19 protein-coding genes are annotated in these 16,834 nt (G+C 58.8%); 9 read left to right on the forward strand and 10 right to left on the reverse strand.

The features are described 5' to 3' along the window. Positions 1 to 6: 6 nt before the first annotated feature. The 8 genes from RG540_RS19970 to hemE form a co-directional block, all read right to left on the reverse strand. The gene (locus RG540_RS19970; RefSeq protein WP_038591563.1) at positions 7 to 888 is read right to left on the reverse strand and encodes a ParB/RepB/Spo0J family partition protein; all 882 of its coding nucleotides are present in this window, start codon (positions 886 to 888) and stop codon (positions 7 to 9) included. Between the two features lie 23 nt (positions 889 to 911). Then, positions 912 to 1,703, reverse strand: coding sequence for a ParA family protein (locus RG540_RS19975; RefSeq protein ID WP_038591567.1), 792 nt, complete (start codon positions 1,701 to 1,703; stop codon positions 912 to 914). Positions 1,704 to 1,718: 15 nt separating this feature from the next. Next, entirely contained in the window at positions 1,719 to 2,336 is a 618-nt protein-coding gene (rsmG, locus tag RG540_RS19980; RefSeq protein ID WP_038591570.1) for a 16S rRNA (guanine(527)-N(7))-methyltransferase RsmG, read from the reverse strand. Beyond that, positions 2,336 to 4,216 (reverse strand): tRNA uridine-5-carboxymethylaminomethyl(34) synthesis enzyme MnmG, encoded by a 1,881-nt coding sequence (gene mnmG, locus RG540_RS19985; RefSeq protein WP_038591572.1) that lies wholly within the window; start codon positions 4,214 to 4,216, stop codon positions 2,336 to 2,338. Before mnmG ends, rsmG begins: the two co-directional genes overlap by 1 nt. Before the next feature lie 45 nt (positions 4,217 to 4,261). After that, positions 4,262 to 5,566 carry a tRNA uridine-5-carboxymethylaminomethyl(34) synthesis GTPase MnmE gene (gene mnmE / locus RG540_RS19990; RefSeq protein ID WP_038591575.1) on the reverse strand — a complete coding sequence of 435 codons (1,305 nt, stop codon included), beginning with the start codon at positions 5,564 to 5,566 and terminating at the stop codon, positions 4,262 to 4,264. 86 nt (positions 5,567 to 5,652) lie between these two features. Then, the gene (gene rho, locus RG540_RS19995; protein ID WP_151045343.1) at positions 5,653 to 6,918 is read right to left on the reverse strand and encodes a transcription termination factor Rho; all 1,266 of its coding nucleotides are present in this window, start codon (positions 6,916 to 6,918) and stop codon (positions 5,653 to 5,655) included. A 194-nt stretch (positions 6,919 to 7,112) separates the two neighbouring features. Beyond that, positions 7,113 to 7,658: a protoporphyrinogen oxidase HemJ gene (gene hemJ, locus RG540_RS20000; RefSeq protein ID WP_038591578.1), complete on the reverse strand. Its 546-nt coding sequence runs from the start codon at positions 7,656 to 7,658 to the stop codon at positions 7,113 to 7,115. Next, entirely contained in the window at positions 7,655 to 8,617 is a 963-nt protein-coding gene (gene hemE, locus RG540_RS20005) for a uroporphyrinogen decarboxylase (RefSeq protein ID WP_407668916.1), read from the reverse strand. The genes hemJ and hemE overlap by 4 nt, the downstream gene beginning before the upstream one ends. 476 nt (positions 8,618 to 9,093) lie before the next feature. Between hemE and RG540_RS20010 the strand changes: the two genes are divergently transcribed. Genes RG540_RS20010 through dnaQ form a run of 5 tightly spaced genes read left to right on the forward strand, consistent with a single transcriptional unit; the run spans position 9,094 to position 12,699 of the window. After that, the gene (locus RG540_RS20010) at positions 9,094 to 9,915 is read left to right on the forward strand and encodes a pyruvate, water dikinase regulatory protein (protein WP_038591584.1); all 822 of its coding nucleotides are present in this window, start codon (positions 9,094 to 9,096) and stop codon (positions 9,913 to 9,915) included. A gap of 32 nt (positions 9,916 to 9,947) precedes the next feature. Beyond that, positions 9,948 to 10,541: a Maf-like protein gene (locus tag RG540_RS20015; RefSeq protein ID WP_038591587.1), complete on the forward strand. Its 594-nt coding sequence runs from the start codon at positions 9,948 to 9,950 to the stop codon at positions 10,539 to 10,541. Then, positions 10,534 to 11,394: a shikimate dehydrogenase gene (locus tag RG540_RS20020; RefSeq protein ID WP_038591590.1), complete on the forward strand. Its 861-nt coding sequence runs from the start codon at positions 10,534 to 10,536 to the stop codon at positions 11,392 to 11,394. Before RG540_RS20015 ends, RG540_RS20020 begins: the two co-directional genes overlap by 8 nt. Next, positions 11,391 to 12,002, forward strand: coding sequence for a dephospho-CoA kinase (gene coaE, locus RG540_RS20025; RefSeq protein WP_038591593.1), 612 nt, complete (start codon positions 11,391 to 11,393; stop codon positions 12,000 to 12,002). The genes RG540_RS20020 and coaE overlap by 4 nt, the downstream gene beginning before the upstream one ends. Next, positions 11,995 to 12,699, forward strand: a complete 705-nt coding sequence (gene dnaQ / locus RG540_RS20030; RefSeq protein WP_038591596.1) for a DNA polymerase III subunit epsilon — start codon at positions 11,995 to 11,997, stop codon at positions 12,697 to 12,699. The genes coaE and dnaQ overlap by 8 nt, the downstream gene beginning before the upstream one ends. Before the next feature lie 51 nt (positions 12,700 to 12,750). Here the strand turns inward: dnaQ and secB are convergent, their stop codons facing one another. Together secB and RG540_RS20040 are read right to left on the reverse strand one after the other, a co-directional pair. Then, the gene (secB, locus tag RG540_RS20035) at positions 12,751 to 13,227 is read right to left on the reverse strand and encodes a protein-export chaperone SecB (protein ID WP_038591599.1); all 477 of its coding nucleotides are present in this window, start codon (positions 13,225 to 13,227) and stop codon (positions 12,751 to 12,753) included. A gap of 85 nt (positions 13,228 to 13,312) precedes the next feature. Beyond that, a complete protein-coding gene (locus RG540_RS20040) occupies positions 13,313 to 13,828 on the reverse strand; it encodes an FxsA family protein (protein ID WP_038591602.1) in 516 nt (171 codons plus the stop codon). A 126-nt stretch (positions 13,829 to 13,954) separates the two neighbouring features. Here RG540_RS20040 and RG540_RS20045 point away from each other — a divergent pair, with 126 nt between their 5' ends. The 4 genes from RG540_RS20045 to RG540_RS20060 are packed head-to-tail and all read left to right on the forward strand — an operon-like array spanning position 13,955 to position 16,708. Continuing rightward, entirely contained in the window at positions 13,955 to 14,653 is a 699-nt protein-coding gene (locus RG540_RS20045) for a Tim44/TimA family putative adaptor protein (protein ID WP_038594330.1), read from the forward strand. Then, complete coding sequence (gene mltA / locus RG540_RS20050) at positions 14,650 to 15,768, forward strand: murein transglycosylase A (RefSeq protein WP_038591605.1); 1,119 nt, start codon at positions 14,650 to 14,652, stop codon at positions 15,766 to 15,768. Before RG540_RS20045 ends, mltA begins: the two co-directional genes overlap by 4 nt. Further along, on the forward strand, positions 15,765 to 16,346 hold the full coding sequence (locus RG540_RS20055; RefSeq protein ID WP_038591608.1) for a Smr/MutS family protein: 582 nt from the start codon (positions 15,765 to 15,767) through the stop codon (positions 16,344 to 16,346). The genes mltA and RG540_RS20055 overlap by 4 nt, the downstream gene beginning before the upstream one ends. Next, positions 16,343 to 16,708 (forward strand): helix-turn-helix domain-containing protein, encoded by a 366-nt coding sequence (locus RG540_RS20060; RefSeq protein ID WP_038591611.1) that lies wholly within the window; start codon positions 16,343 to 16,345, stop codon positions 16,706 to 16,708. The genes RG540_RS20055 and RG540_RS20060 overlap by 4 nt, the downstream gene beginning before the upstream one ends. Positions 16,709 to 16,834: the final 126 nt, after the last annotated feature.

Here is a 16,834-nt window from a genome sequence, read left to right on the forward strand (position 1 = left end):
ACTAGATTATCTCCGTTCCAGAAGACGGCAGATCTCCTCGAGCTGCTCCAGCGTCCGGTAACCAATCTTGATCTGGCCCCCACCATTCTTGTGGTTGATCTTCACCTCCAACCCGAGGGAATCGGAAAGGGTCCGCTCAAGCGCCAGCGTATCGGAATCTTTTTGTTCCGCTTTCGAAACGGTTGTTGGTTCGGCTTGGGCCTTGATATCGTTCTGAGCCAGCTTTTCGGCATCCCGCACCGACATGCCCTTGGCAATGATGGTACGCGCCAATGAAGCCGGATCCGACGTCGTGATCAACGCGCGCGCGTGCCCGGCGGAAAGGCTCCCCGCTGCCAGCATATCCCGCACCGGCTCGGGCAGCTTCAACAGGCGAAGACTGTTGGCGACATGGCTTCGGCTCTTGCCGATGATCTCTCCCAGATCGTTCTGAGTATAGCCGTGCTCGGCGATCAGCTGGTCGTAGCCAAGAGCCTCTTCCAGGGGATTAAGGTCCGAACGCTGGACGTTTTCGACAATTGCAATCTCGAGCGCGGTCCGATCGTCCACGTCGCGGACAATGACAGGAATTTCGATCAAGCCAGCCAATTGGGCGGCACGCCAACGACGTTCGCCGGCTATGATTTCATATTGCGCAGGGCCTCGCGGCCGAACAACGACCGGCTGAACGATCCCATGCTGGCGAATGGAGCTGGCCAAATCCTGCAGCTCGCCCTCATCGAAACTCCGGCGCGGATTCTTCGGATTGCGGGATACATGCTCAATCGGGACCATGCGATCCGGATTAACACTCCGGGCACCGTTATCGGCTGGCGCCTGCTGATCCATTTCGCCTATGAGCGCTGCAAGACCGCGCCCCAGGCGCCGTTTCGATAGGTCGTCGTTCATTCTTATCACTCACTTGGTCTGAATCAGGCGGCTTTACGCCTGCGTTCTCGCTGGATGACTTCGGAAGCCAGTTGCAAATAAGCTTGGCTGCCCGCGCATTTCAGATCGTAAAGGATCGCCGGCTTACCGTAAGAAGGCGCCTCAGATACACGGACATTGCGCGGAATCAACGTATGATAGACTTTTTCGCCAAGATGCGTCCGCACATCATTGACAACCTGTTGAGCCAGGTTGTTTCGGGCATCGAACATGGTGAGGACGATTCCCTGGATATCGAGCGACGGATTGATGCTGCGACGCACCTGATCGACCGTTTCGAGCAACTGGCTCAACCCTTCCAGTGCAAAGAACTCGCATTGCAACGGCACCAGGATGGAATGAGCCGCGGCCATGGCATTCATCGTTAACAGGTTGAACGATGGTGGGCAGTCCAAAAGAATATAGGAATAGACAAAGGCGTCATCGCCACTCAACGCGCTTCGAAGCTTGAATGCCCGATCAGAAGCTTGGGAAATTTCCATTTCGAAGCCAAGCAGGTCCATCGTCGAGGGGACGATGTGCAGGTTTGGAACCGCGGTCTCCAGCGCCGTCTCCGCTATGGAGTTGTATCCCATCAACAGATCATAGGAAGAGAGCTTGCGGTCTCGGCGGTCGATACCCAGCCCGGTGCTGGCATTGCCCTGCGGATCAAGGTCGATGATCAGAACGCGTTCGCCGATTGCCGCAAGGGCCGTCGCCAGATTGATTGCCGTCGTTGTCTTGCCCACGCCGCCTTTTTGGTTGGCAATCGTGATAACCCGATTTCTTTCAAACATTCAGCACCTGAAAATCTAGGGTTCTTTGTGCCTTAAATTGCTAATCTCGAGGATAATTGAATCCGGCTCGACGGCACTCTGATGTTTTATCAGATCGAACGACCAACGGCCACGGGCTTTCTCGACTTCCGCGGCGTAATCCCTGCCTTTATGGAAAAAAGCTCTTGTATCTTTGCCAATCATCCAAGGCGATGTGTAAGAAAGAAGCGGATCAAGCTCGGCAAGGGCTCTCGCGGAGATGCGTTCGCAATCGGGAAGGGCGGTAAAGGCTGATTCGATTCGCAAAGGATGGACCGAACCCCTGGCACCTGTTTCATTGAGCGCCACCCGAAGAAACGCTGCCTTTTTCTGGTTGCTCTCAACCAGATGAACCCATCCCTGTTGCGTCTCGGCCAGAAAGACTGCCGTTATCACGCCAGGGAAGCCACCCCCGGAACCAAGATCGAGCCATCTATATGGATGGGGGGAGAGTTGGAAGATTTGGGCGCTGTCAGCAATATGACGCCGCCACAATTCGTCCAGTGTGGAGGGAGCAACCAGATTGATGGCCTTTGCCCACTTCTGGAAAAGCGCTGCAAAATGCTCAAGCTTCTCCCGCGTTTCACGTGAAACACTCTTGCCGTTCAGAAGCATTACAGGACTCGCTTGACGCGCTGCGGTGCAGCTTCTTCTTTGCGGAGTAGTGCGAGGATGAGCGCAAGGGCAGCGGGCGTCATTCCGTCGACCTTGGCCGCCTGTGCCAGATTGCCGGGGTTTGCCGCCGTTAGCTTCAGTTTGAGTTCATTGGAAAGTCCCGAAAGCGCTGAGAAATCAAAGGCTTGCGGGATAGTTCGCGCCTCGTCCCGGTGGGTGGCATGGATATCGGCCGCTTGCCGATTCATATAGACCGCGTAGCACGCCTCGATCTCCAATGCTTCAGCAACCTTTGGCGGAAGTTGTACCAATTCCGGCCATATGGCTGTAAGCGCGTTCAGCGATTGGTCGGGATACGCCAATAACTCATATGCCGTCCGTCGTTGACCGTCCTTGTTCAACTTCAGCCCAAAGCGATGTGCCTCATTAGGCGTCAGGTTACGAGACTGCAGAAGGTCCCTGCCAGCTTCTAGTGCCTGGGTGTAGTCTCGAAACTTCGACATCCGTTCTGCTCCCACGCAACCAAGTTCGATGGCTTTTTCAGTCAATCGAACATCCGCATTATCAGCTCGAAGCGAAAGGCGATATTCAGCGCGCGACGTAAACATCCGGTAAGGTTCGGTCACCCCACGGGATGTCAAATCATCAACCATGACTCCTATATAGGAATCGGCACGGCTGAAGTGATAGGCGTCGCCGCCGGAAGCTTTACGCGCGGCATTCAGCCCGGCAACCAAGCCCTGAGCCGCAGCCTCCTCATAACCCGTCGTTCCGTTGATCTGGCCCGCAAGAAAGAGCCCAGGAATTTTCTTGACTTCGAGCGTGGCGGTCAACTCCCGCGGGTCCACGTGATCATATTCGATTGCGTAGCCCGGCTGGATGATCGACACCGCCTCCAAGCCTGGAATGGTGCGAATGAACGCTTCCTGAACCTCGGCGGGAAGGGAGGTCGAAATGCCGTTTGGATAGACAGTCGAATCGTCCAGGCCTTCCGGCTCCAGAAAGATCTGATGCCCGTCGCGTTCGCCAAAGCGGACGATCTTGTCCTCGATCGATGGACAATAACGCGGACCAACACCCTCGATCTGTCCGGAATACATCGCAGACCGATGGATATTGTCCGAAATGATCCTATGCGTCGCCTCCGTCGTGCGGGTGACGCCGCAGGCAATCTGCTTCGTGGTAATCCGGTCGGTCATAAAGGAGAAGGGCACCGGATCTTCGTCGGCTTCCTGCCGGCCAACCCGTGCCCAGTCGATCGTATTTCCGTTCAGCCGAGCCGGCGTACCGGTCTTCAGCCTGCCGAGCCGCAGGCCGAACCGTATAAGAGTCTCCGATAGCCCCAGGGAGGGAGCTTCCCCGACGCGACCTGCGGGGACCTTTTGGTCACCGATATGGATCAAACCCCGAAGGAACGTGCCGGTCGTTAGGACAACCGTTCCGCATCCGAATCGACGGCCATCCTTCAATTCCACGGCCGCCACACGGGCAGCCTGGATTTCCAGGTCAAACGCGTCCCCCTCGATGACAGTCAGATTGGGGTGGCTGAAAATCTCGCGCTGCATCGCCTGGCGGTAAAGCTTGCGATCGGCTTGCGTCCGCGGGCCGCGCACCGCCGGCCCCTTCTTTCGGTTGAGAAGGCGGAACTGGATGCCCGCAGCATCCGCAACCCGTCCCATCAGCCCATCGAACGCATCGACTTCACGCACAAGGTGACCCTTGCCAAGTCCGCCGATTGCGGGATTGCAGGACATCACCCCGACCGTCTGCCGGTTATGGGTTATAAGTGCGGTTTGCGCGCCCATGCGCGCGGCGGCACTCGCAGCCTCGCAGCCAGCATGTCCGCCACCAATGACGATTACGTCGAATGTGTTTTCCATTTGGTCACCTTATGAAACCGCGCAAAGCGCCTTGTTTCACGTGAATCACTTGCCGATGCAGAACTGCGAAAAAATCACATCCAGGAGCTGTTCCACATCGACCCGGCCGGTAATGCGGCCCAGTGACGACGCAGCGGCCCGAAGGCTCTCGGCTCGAAGATCAAGTTCCTGGCCGTTTAGCGCTTCTGCGATAAAATGGGAAGCCTCTTTAAGATATTGAAGATGCCGCTGCCGGTTGGGAACCAGCGATCCGGACCAGGTCCCCTTGAGCTTTAAGAGTATCCGCGAACGCAATTCCTCCAGCCCATCTCCCGTCTCACTGGAAATGGTAAGGTCATAGCCAGTCGATGTTCGGTGCATATCGACCTTGGTGCCGATCCGCAGAACCTCAGCCTTCACGCTGTCGTAAGTATGTTTCGAGTCCGAATCGATCTCTTCGAGCTGCAGAACGAGATCGGCCTGCTCGATGGCTATCCTAGCCCTGCGAACGCCTTCCTGCTCGACGCGATCCTCGCTTTCGCGCAGCCCGGCCGTATCGAAGAAACGAACGAGGTAACCCTCCATATCGATATCGACATGCAGGAGATCCCTTGTTGTCCCAGCAATCTCGGTGACGATTGCAACGTCCCGTTTTGCCAAGGCATTGAGCAGGCTCGACTTACCGGCATTTGGAGGCCCGGCGATAACCACCTTGTACCCGTCTCGGATAATCTCGCCGGCCTTTGCGGAAGCGATGTGTCCTTCGATCTCGAAATAAAGATCACCGACCTCTGTCCAGACCCTGTCCGACACCGACCCCGGGACGTCATCCTCATCGGCAAAATCAAGTTCAGCCTCGATCAGCGCGCGAGCTCGGGTCAATCTCTCGGCCCAACTCATATAAAGCGCCGACTGCCCACCAAAGCCCTGTTCGACCGCCAAGCGGCGTTGCATCTCGGTCTCGGCGGCGATGAGATCCGCCAGACCTTCGACCTCGACCAGATCCAACTTACCGTTCTCGAACGCGCGGCGCGAAAACTCGCCTGCTTCCGCCAACCGAAGTCCGATCGTCTCCAGTTCCTGATGGACGGCGGAAACGACGGCGCGGCTGCCATGCAGATGCATTTCAACGCAATCCTCGCCGGTAAATGAATTCGGACCAGCAAATGCCAGAACCAGAGCCTGGTCGATCACTAGACCGTTGCGGCTCCGAATCGTTCTGAGTCCGGCCTTCCGATCGGCCGACAGTTCACCAGCCAAAGCCAACGCGGCGTCGAAAGCCTGCGGTCCGCTCAAGCGGATAACAGCGACACCCGCTGGCAGAGTGCCGCTGGAGAGCGCGAAGATCGTATCGTTGTCTGCCTGGACCATGGGTTCAACTTACCAGAGGCGGCACTAAACTGAAAAGCGCCCGGCAAAACCGAGCGCTCCAGATCTAATTTGAATCCGGCTAAGGATCAGGTGTTCATCGAGTCGAAGAAATCGCCATTGGTCTTCGTCTGCTTCAGCTTGTCGATCAGGAACTCGATCGCATCCGTGGTGCCCATCGGGGCAAGGATACGGCGAAGCACGAAGATCTTCTGGAGATCCTGGCGCGGCACCAGCAGGTCTTCCTTACGTGTACCGGACTTGAGGATGTCCATCGACGGGAAGATGCGCTTGTCGGCGACCTTGCGGTCGAGCACGATTTCCGAGTTGCCGGTGCCCTTGAACTCTTCGAAGATGACTTCGTCCATGCGGCTGCCGGTATCGATCAGCGCCGTCGCAATGATCGTCAGCGAGCCGCCTTCCTCGATATTACGCGCGGCACCAAAGAAACGCTTCGGGCGCTGCAGGGCATTGGCGTCGACGCCGCCTGTCAGGACCTTGCCGGAGGAGGGCACAACGGTGTTGTAGGCACGGCCGAGGCGGGTGATCGAGTCGAGCAGGATGACGACGTCGCGACCGTGCTCAACGAGGCGCTTGGCCTTCTCGATGACCATTTCGGCGACCTGCACGTGGCGTACGGCCGGTTCGTCGAAGGTCGAGGAGACGACCTCGCCCTTCACCGATCGTTGCATGTCCGTGACTTCTTCCGGCCGTTCGTCGATCAAGAGGACGATCAGATAACATTCCGGATGATTGGCGGTGATCGAGTGGGCAATGTTCTGCAGGAGAACAGTTTTACCGGTGCGCGGCGGCGCGACGATCAGGCCACGCTGGCCTTTGCCGAGCGGCGCCACAAGGTCGATGACGCGGGCGGAGAGATCCTTGGAGGTCGGAACTTCCAGTTCCATCTTGAACCGGTCGTTCGGATAGAGCGGCGTCAGGTTGTCAAAGTGAACCTTGTGACGGATCTTTTCCGGGTCGTCGAAATTGATCGTGTTGACCTTGAGAAGGGCGAAATAACGCTCGCCTTCTTTCGGACCGCGGATCGGGCCCTCGACCGTGTCGCCGGTCTTCAGCGAGAAGCGGCGGATCTGGGAGGGTGAGATATAGATATCATCGGGACCGGGCAGATAGTTTGCGTTCGCGGAACGCAGGAAACCAAACCCGTCCTGCAAGACCTCGACCACGCCTTCGCCGATGATTTCGACGTCCTGGCTCGCCAGAACCTTGAGGATCGCAAACATCAGCTCCTGCTTGCGCATGGTGCTGGCGTTCTCGACCTCCAGTGATTCGGCGAAGGTCAGCAAATCGGTGGGGGATTTGCTTTTGAGTTCTTGAAGCTTCATTTCAGCCATGAAGGGGGGGACCATATTGAGAATTTCGGGGGATGTAGGCGTGTCGGTGAAATTCGCTACCGCGGAAGATGAACCGGGGACGACGGGAAATTACACGCATGCCACGAGATGAGATGGCAACGAAAATAGCGATTCACGTGGAACGCCGCAAGGGGCAAGACGGAAATCTTGCGAAAGAAAGAATATCCTCGGCATCAGAACGGTTTCACGATCACCAGAATGACGATCCCGATCATCAGAACGGTCGGGAGTTCATTCATCAAACGCCAGTAACGCGGCGTTCTTCGCGGACCATCGACCGCGAAGTTACGCACCGCGCGGCTGAACAGCACATGCACCATTGTGAGCAGTACGACAAGCCCGATCTTCGCATGCAGCCATCCGCCGCGAAATTCGTAGACCTCCCAGGCGAGGAAAAGACCGAGAACCCAGGTGATCATCATCGCCGGGTTCATGATGATCTTCAGCAGCCGCTGTTCCATCATCTTGAAGGTTTCGGACTGCGCTGAACCGCGCTCGGCATCGCTGTGATAGATGAACAGCCGCGGCATGTAGAGCAGGCCCGCCATCCAGGACATCACTGCGATCACATGGAAAGCCTTGATGTAGAGGATGAAATCGTTCGGTTGAGCGAGATAGACAGCAACCAGGATGGCGATGAAGACCGCAAGCGCGACGAAGGCGCGCAGTGCCGATCTCCTCCCCGCCGGCTTTCCGGTCTGCAGCTCCTCTCCGCTCACGTGCTCGCTCCCCGCACACGTTCGATCAACTGGCGCACATGATCCGGATTGGCCTCCGGGGTAATGCCGTGGCCGAGGTTGAAGATCAGCGGCCCTTGCCCGAGTATGTCGAGAATGGCGTCGATACCCTCCTCCAGCGACCTGCCGCCGGCGACGACCCGCATCGGATCCAGATTGCCCTGCACCGGGCCATCCTTCTGCAACTCGACCGCAAACGAAAGCGGCACCGACCAGTCGAGGCCGATCGCATCGGCTTTGGTCTTCTGCCGATAGAATTTCAGGTTCAGGCCCGCGCCCTTGGCGAAGGCGATGATCTTCGCCTGTGGTCGCGCGCTACGGACGATCTCGATCATCCGGGTCACGGGCTTCACGGCATAGGCTTCGAATTCCTTTTCGCCAAGCACGCCCGCCCAGGAATCGAAGATTTGCACGGCGTCGGCCCCAGCATCGATCTGCGCGATCAGGTATTCGGCGGAAATTTCCGCAAGCAGCGACAGCAGCCTCTCGAAGGCTTCAGGATGCCGGTAGGCGAACAGCCGGGCAGGGGCCTGGTCAGGCGTCCCGTGGCCGGCGATCATGTATGTCGCAACAGTCCAAGGCGCCCCGCAGAAACCGAGCAGCGTAGTTTCCTGGGGCAGTTCACGCCTCAGCCGGCGAACCGTTTCCATGACCGGAGCGAGATGAGCAAGAACCCCTTCGCCCTTCAACGCCTGAATACCAGCGACATCGATCGGATTCATCTGCGGGCCCTCGCCCTGCACGAACCGCACGTTCCGGTGCAGAGCATCCGGGATGACCAGAATATCGGAAAACAGGATCGCCGCATCGAAGCCGTAGCGCCGGATCGGCTGCAAGGACACCTCGACGGCCAGATCCGGCGTGTAACAGAGATCGAGAAAACTTCCGGCCGCCGCCCGCGTCTCCCGATATTCCGGCAGATAACGCCCTGCCTGTCTCATGAGCCAGATTGGTGGTGGACTGACCGTCTTGCCTTCCAGCACTTGGATGATCTTCCGGTATGCGCCGGTCAATGGGTTCTCCCTAAAAATATAAGAAATGAATCTTTCTAGATTTCTATTTCTTAGAGTCGGTGAGTAGCAAGGATTAAAGTCAAATCACAGCCGACGCGACGATCCGCCGCTTTGCAGCTGTTTGCAGGACGGAAAATCGCCAGTGGTTGGCCGATCTTGGGATAGCTTGAATTTCGCTAGTTATTTCAGGAGGATGGTGGGAAATGAAATTCGGCGCTATCTGTGGATAAGCTGGGGAGGAAAAAGAGCGACGAAGAGCCTATCCCCAGAACGCACAAGCAGGCCTGATCCGCATCCGCAGGAACTGCGAATGTGGAAAACCGGGCGGTTTTCCCGAGGCCTGGTTCCGGCCTGGGAGAACCCGATGGTCTCTCCCGAGTTATCAACAAAGGGTTAAGTTTAGCGTGGAGAACAGAAAAAACTTCTTCCATCTTCATCTCATATCTGACTCGACAGGCGAGACTCTCATCTCTGCCGGCAGGGCGGCCTCGGCGCAGTTCCAATCGTCGCTGGCGGTGGAGCATGTTTATCCGCTGATCCGCAATCGCAAACAGCTGCTGGCCGTGCTCGAAGCGCTCGATCGCGAGCCGGGCATCGTCCTTTATACCATCGTCGATCAGGAACTGGCCGAACTCATCGATCAGCGATGCCGGGAAATGGGCCTTCCTTGCGTCAATGTTCTCGAACCGGTCATGGCGACCTTCCAGGCCTATCTCGGCGCCCCATCTCGCCGTCGGGTCGGGGCCCAGCACGCGCTCAATGCGGATTATTTCAAGCGCATCGAAGCGCTCAATTTCACCATGGATCACGACGATGGCCAGATGCCGGAGGATTATGACGAGGCGGATGTCGTGCTGATCGGCATCAGCCGCACTTCGAAAACCCCGACCAGCATCTATCTCGCCAATCGTGGCATCAAGACCGCCAACATCCCGATCCTGCCGGGTGTGGAACTGCCAGATAGCCTATACCGTGCGACCCATCCGTTGATCGTCGGTCTCATTGCGACCACCGACCGGATCAGCCAGGTGCGCGAAAACCGCGAGCTCGGCGTCACCCAGGGTTTCGACCGGCGCCACTATACGGACCGCGCGACGATCAACGAGGAGCTGAAATATGCCCGCGCGCTCTGCGCCCGCCAGAACTGGCCGGTCATCGATGTGACGCGCCGGTCGATCGAGGAGACGGCAGCCGCAATCGTTGCGCTACGCCCGAAGCTGCGTTAAGCGAATCCGCCTGCAGCCTTTGGGAGATTTTCGTGACAGTGGCCCTCGTACTCGCCTCCTCCAGCCCCTTCCGCCGGATGCTGATGGAAAATGCCGGCCTGACGTTTGAGAGCCGTGCGGCCGAGATCGACGAGCGAAAGATTGAAGCCGGGTTGGAAGGCGCAAGCCCCGACCAGGTGGCGCTGACGCTTGCCAAGGCAAAGGCGGTGGATGTGAGCCGCCATTTCCCGGGCGCGCTGGTCGTCGGCTCGGACCAGACCATGTCGCTCGGAAGCCGCGTCTATCACAAACCGAAGACTCTTGCCGAAGCGAAGGAGAATCTGCTTTCCCTTTCAGGCAAGACCCACAGGCTGAACAGCGCGATCGCTTTTGCACGTGACAGCCAAATCGTCTGGGAGCATGTCGCCCATGCGGACCTGACCGTCCGCGAGCTGAACGAAACCTTCGTCGATCGCTATCTGTCGCGGGTCGGCGAAAAGGTCTACGGCAGTGTCGGGGCCTACCAGCTGGAAGGCGAGGGCATCCAGTTGTTTTCGAAGATCGAGGGCGACTATTTCACCATTCTTGGTCTGCCGATGCTGCCCCTCCTTGAGAAGCTGCGCGAACTGAAAGCGATCGATGGCTGATTCACGTGAAACATTTTTGGTTAATGCTTTCGTAACCGGCTGGCCGGTGAAGCATTCCCGCTCGCCTCTGATCCATGGCCATTGGCTGAAGCAGTTCGGAATTGCCGGGTCCTACAGGGCCGAGGCTGTCACCGAAGCAGATTTCCCCGCCTTCATCAAATCCCTGAAAGAGGGCAGCTCCGGTTTTCGCGGCGGCAATGTCACCATCCCTCACAAGGAGCTCGCCTTCAAGCTGGCTGACCGGCCGGATGATCTTGCCGAAGAACTCGGGGCATCGAACACGCTCTGGATGGAAGACGGACTACTGCATGCCACCAATACTGACGGCCACGGTTTTACCGCCAATCTCGACGACCGTCATCCAGGCTGGGACAGGACCGGTCGTGCGGTGATCTTCGGCGCCGGCGGCGCAAGCCGCGCCGTCATCCAGGCGATACGGGATCGGGGCGTCAGTGAGATCCATGTGGTCAATCGGACAGTTTCACGCGCCGAGGAACTCGCCGATCGCTTTGGTTCGAAAGTTCACGCCCATCCGACCGAAGCGCTGAAGGAAGTCATGTCCGGCACAGGCCTTTTCGTGAACACGACATCTCTCGGGATGGACGGCAGCGAAGCGCCGGAGATTGACTACTCGCCCCTGGCCTCCGGCGCAGTCGTCACCGATATCGTCTACGTACCCTTGAAAACCCCGCTGCTTGCCCAGGCCGAGGCGCAAGGTTTTGCAATCGTGGATGGCCTCGGCATGCTGCTGCACCAGGCCGTGCCAGGTTTCGAAAAATGGTTCGGCCGCCGCCCGGTGGTCGACAAGGCACTCCGGGATCTCGTCATCGGCGATATGGAAAAACACGGATGATCGTCATCGGCCTCACCGGCTCCATCGGAATGGGAAAATCCACGACCGCAAAAATGTTCGCCGAGGAGGGCGTCCCGGTGAATGACGCCGATGCCGTCGTCCACGATCTCTACCGCACCGACGCAGTGGCTCCTGTCGGTGACGCGTTTCCCGGCACGGTCAAGGATGGCGTCATCGACCGCCAGGAACTTTCCCGCCAGCTTTCCACATCGCCTGAAAAATTTCCCGTCCTCGAAGCAATCGTCCATCCGCTGGTCCGCCGGCGCGAGGTCGATTTCCTGACCCACCACAAAGAGGCCGGCACCGATCTTGTACTCCTCGATATCCCGCTTCTTTTCGAGGTGAAGGGTGAGGATCGGGTCGATGTCATCGTCGTCGTTACCTGCGATCCACAGATACAGCGTGACAGGGTGCTTGCGCGCCCGGCCATGACGGAGGAAAAATTGGCGATGATTCTCTCCCGCCAGATGCCCGACGCGGAAAAACGCAAAAGAGCCGATTTTCTCGTCGACACGGGCTTTGGACTGGACGCGGCGAGAGAACGGGTTCGCGAGATCATCGCGTCTCTGAAGGCCGGAAAGACGAGCGAGAAAAAGCCAAATGCGTGAGATCATCTTCGATACGGAAACCACGGGTCTCGAATCGAAGGTCGATCGGGTGATCGAAATCGGCGGCATCGAGTTGATCAACAATTTCCCGACCGGCAGGACGCTTCATCTCTATATCAATCCGGGCGACCGCAAGGTTCATCCGGACGCACTTGCCGTGCACGGCATTACCGACGAATTCCTGAAGGACAAGCCAAGCTTCGGGGATGTCGCGCAGCAGATCATCGAGTTCTTCGATGGCGCCAAGTGGATCGCCCACAATGCGACCTTCGACATGGGCTTCATGAATGCGGAATTCGGCCGTCTCGGCCTGCCGCCCGTAATGTCGGACCAGGTCATCGATACCCTGGCCATGGCCCGCCGCAAACACCCGATGGGTCCGAATTCGCTCGATGCGCTCTGCCGCCGTTACGGCATCGACAATGCCCACCGCACCAAGCACGGCGCGCTGCTCGACTCCGAACTGCTCGCCGAAGTCTATATCGAGATGACCGGCGGTCGTCAGACGGCGCTCGGCCTGATGGGCAACGAACGGTCTGCGACGGTGGTCGAAGTCGATGAAGTCGTGGTGGCGGTGACCGGCCGTCCGCGGCCGCTTAGCCGCCGGCTGACCGAAGCCGAACTCGAAGCGCATGCGGCCATGGTCACGTCGCTGAAGGACAAGGCGGTCTGGCTGAACTACAAGCAGGCCGAATAAAAAAGCCCAGGTCGAAACCCGGGCTCTTTCGTCAAATCAAAAAATCCGATCTCAGCTGTCGAGAGCCTGGACCTTGGAGCGGGCCTGTTCTTCGGCCATACGCTGCGTGAACATCTGCGCGAAATCGATCGGATCGATCATCAGCGGCGGGAAACCGCCGTTGCGCGTCACGTCGGCGATGATCTGGCGGGCGAACGGGAACAGGAGACGCGGGCACTCGATGAAGAGGAGCGGCAGCATGTGCTCCTGGGGGAAACCAGTGATGCGGAAAACGCCGCCGTAAACCAGCTCGGCCGCGAAGACGATCTTGTCGCCTTCCTTGGCTTCGGCGTTCAGCGTCAGGATAACATCGAAATCGGCGTCCGAAAGCGGATTGGCGTTGACGTTGACATTGATGTTGATCGCCGGCGCCTTGTCGCGCGCCTGCAGCGAGCGCGGAGCGCCCGGGTTCTCGAAGGAGAGATCCTTGGTGTATTGCGCCAGGATGTTGAGGGACGGCGTTTCGGCCTGGTTGTTATCATCTGCCATTGGGATTTCCTCGAGGCTTTGGAGCGTTGAGGCCCTCTAACATTTCGCTTGTGGGCTTACAACCCTGGCCAACGGGCTGAACCCCTCAAGGTTCCCTGCTTTTCGGTCCGGTCCAGGGCGAGGAGGGATCGGGATCGCGATGGTAGTCCTGCTCGTCGAGATCGACCACCGGCCCGGTTTTGTTGGCCTCCGGCGAAGGCCTCGGGCTTTCGTATTGATAGCTCTTGCTGCGAGGCGAACGGACGACCACGATACGCCGGCCGATCACAGACCAGATCAGGCTGCGCACGAAGGGAATGAACAGCGCAAGCCCGATGATGTCGGTGATGAAACCGGGCAGCAACAGCATGATGCCGGCAACGACGATCATCGCTCCGTCGATCAGGGCGCGGCCGGGTGCGCGGCCGTCGCGGCTCTCGGTGGAAATCTGTCTCAGGATCTGGGTGCCCTGGTTGCGCAGCAGGATGGCTCCGAGCACCGCCGTACCGATCACCAGGCCGAGCGTCGCCCAGAGGCCGAGTGCTTTGCCGACCAGCACGAAGCCCGCGATTTCGGCGAGGGGCCAGCCGATAAGAAGAAGCGGCACGAGAAAGAAGCGCATGGTATTCCCTGTGTCGTGATATCCAGAAGTGCGCAAAGCGCTAACGTCTTCGCCATTTGAATGATAGGCGTATGCAGACTATATGAGAAACTGCACCGAACTTTTAAACGCCAAATGCGGGTTAAGATGGGCTCTAACGACTTTATAACACTCTTTTTCCTCGTCGCAGCGGTTCTGATCTTCCTGCAACTGCGCAGTGTGCTCGGACGCCGGACGGGAAGTGAGAAGCCGCCGTTCGATCCTTACAGCCCCCGCGACGTCGCAAAAAACCCGGGCGGCGACGACAGCAAGGTCGTGACCCTGCCGCGCCGGGATGCCACGGAGGACGAGCAGCGTTATGCGGATGTCGACGCTCTCGCCAAGCCGGCTACGCCGCTTAACGCCGCGCTGCGCGAATTGGTCAAGTCCGATCCCGCTTTCCGTCCCCGCGAGTTTCTGAACGGCGCCCGCATGGCGTACGAAATGATCGTCATGGCTTTTGCTGACGGCGACCGGAAGACGCTGAAGGGCCTTCTCTCCAAAGAGGTGTTCGACGGGTTCGATACGGCGATCACCGACCGGGAATCCCGCGGCGAAGTGGTGAAGTCCACATTCGTCGGCATTGACAAGGCGGATATCACCCATGCCGCGGTCAAGGATGCCGAGGAACAGATCACCGTCCGCATCGTCAGTCAGCTGATTTCCGCGACCTATGACAAGGCCGGCGCACTGATCGACGGCGACCAGGAAACCGTGGCCGAAGTCACCGACATCTGGACCTTCGCCCGCGACATCCACTCCCGCGATCCGAACTGGAGATTGGTCGCTACCGAATCCGAACAATGACCTTGAGCTCTGCGGATTATACTCTACGGCCGGTATCCTTCTCCGATCTTGCGGGGTGGGGCGATGACGATCCGACGGCACTGTTTGCCGGCATGCGCGCGTCGCTCGAGCATATCCGCAAGGTCAAGCCATACCGCACCGGTTCCCTCGGCCTGACCGCCGAAGAACTCGGCACCCTCATCGAAGCCGCCCGGGACCTCCCGGGCGATCCCGTTTCCGCCAGGGCCTTTTTCGAAACCCATTGCACACCCTTCCTGATCGCGCGCAACGACGGCCGGCGCGGTTTCGTCACCGCTTTCTATGAGCCGGAAATAGAGGTCTCGGAAACGCGGGACGATGTCTGGGCGCATCCTTTCTACTATCGTCCGGACGATCTTATTGATCTCGACGACAGTAACCGTCCGGCAGGATTGGACTCCGGCTACATGTTTGGCCGGCAGACACCTGATGGAATCGAGCCCTACCCGGATCGCGGCGAGATCGATCGTGGTTTGCTCGAAGGCCGCGGCCTGGAGATCGCTTACGCGAAATCCAAGGTCGATGTCTTCTTCATCCACGTTCAGGGCGCCGCAAGACTGAGATATCCGGATGGAAACATCCGGCGGATTACCTATGCGGCCAAGGCGGGTCATCCGTTCTCGCCGATCGGCAAGCTGCTGATCGACCGCGGCGAGATCGATCCCGCCAAGATTTCCATGCAGAGCATCCGCGCCTGGCTTGCGGAGAATCCGGCTAAGGTTGACGAACTGCTCTGGCACAATCGTTCCTACATCTTCTTCCGGGAAGCGGATGTCTCCGATCCGTCACTCGGGCCAGTGGCTGCTGCCAAGGTGCCGCTGATCTCGGGACGCTCGCTGGCGGTCGATCGCCAGATCCACACTTTCGGTTTTCCCTTTTTCATCCGGTCCGAGACGCTGATCCATATGGATGGGGGCAAACCCTTCGCACGGCTGATGCTGGCGCTCGATACCGGCTCGGCAATCGTCGGTCCGGCGCGGGGCGACATTTTTACCGGCTCCGGTTTCGAGGCGGGTGAGCTCGCTGGAACCGTGCGCAACGACGCGGATTTCTATATCCTCATCCCCAAGGCAGCGGCTGTCAGGTACGGCGGATGAAGGGCGGTCGCAAACTCGATCCGGAAGAGCGGATATTGTGGGGCAGGGTTGCCAAGTCCGCCCGCGCCCTACCTGGCCGCATGAAGGAAATCCTGCAATTCGAGGAAGCCGAAGCAGCGAAGATTGTCGCGGAAGAAGCCGCCGTCGAAGCAGCAAAACCGAAACCCGCGCCGCGGCAAGAAAGTTATGCGGTCGAACTTCCGGTTGCCGTCCCCTCCAGGCGTCCCGTAGGCTCTCATCAGCCACTCGAAAAGCCCGTTAAGAAAAAGCTCGCCAAGGGCCGGCTGCCGATCGATGCTCGGCTCGATCTGCACGGACTATTCCAGGGCGAGGCCCACGACCTGCTTCTCGACTTTCTGCTGCGGGCCCATGAACGCGGGCTCCGCCACGTTCTGGTGATCACCGGCAAGGGCAGTTCGATGGGCAGCGAAGGCGCGCTCCGACGCGCCGTGCCCCTATGGTTTTCGAAGGCCGAATTCCGCTTCCTGATCTCCTCCTACGAATGGGCGGCGCGCCATCACGGCGGGGAGGGCGCCATGTATGTGCGGCTTTCACGCGGCCGAGGGGATCGGGAATGACGCCTTTCGGTCATGCACTGAGAGAGTTGCGCCGCCGCAAGGGCATCACCCAGCGCGAGCTTGCGAAGGCGATCGGCGTCACGCCTGCCTACCTCTCCGCCCTGGAGCATGGAAAGCGCGGTCGTCCGACGTTCGAACTGCTGCAGCGGATCGCCGGCTATTTCAACGTCATCTGGGATGAGGCGGAAGAGCTTTTCCGCCTTGCCGAAGCGTCCCATCCGAAAGTCGTGCTCGATACCGCGGGTCTGCCGCCATCATACACCGGCTTTGCCAACCGTCTGGCGCAGCGGATTCGCTCTTTACCACCCGACGTGATAGAGGAAATGGACACGCTCCTCAAAAAAGCCGAGATGCGAGGCTGAATTCGCCACGCATCCACGGCTTTCATGCCGTATTGGCGAGGCTCAACCTTTAGAAACCGCCCCGATTTCCCTATATTCTGAGGGTGGAATAGCCGGTGATTCGCTTCACCGGCATCTCAAACGAAT

The sequence above is a fragment of the Neorhizobium galegae bv. orientalis str. HAMBI 540 genome, from assembly GCF_000731315.1.
Taxonomy (GTDB): Bacteria; Pseudomonadota; Alphaproteobacteria; order Rhizobiales; family Rhizobiaceae; genus Neorhizobium; species Neorhizobium galegae.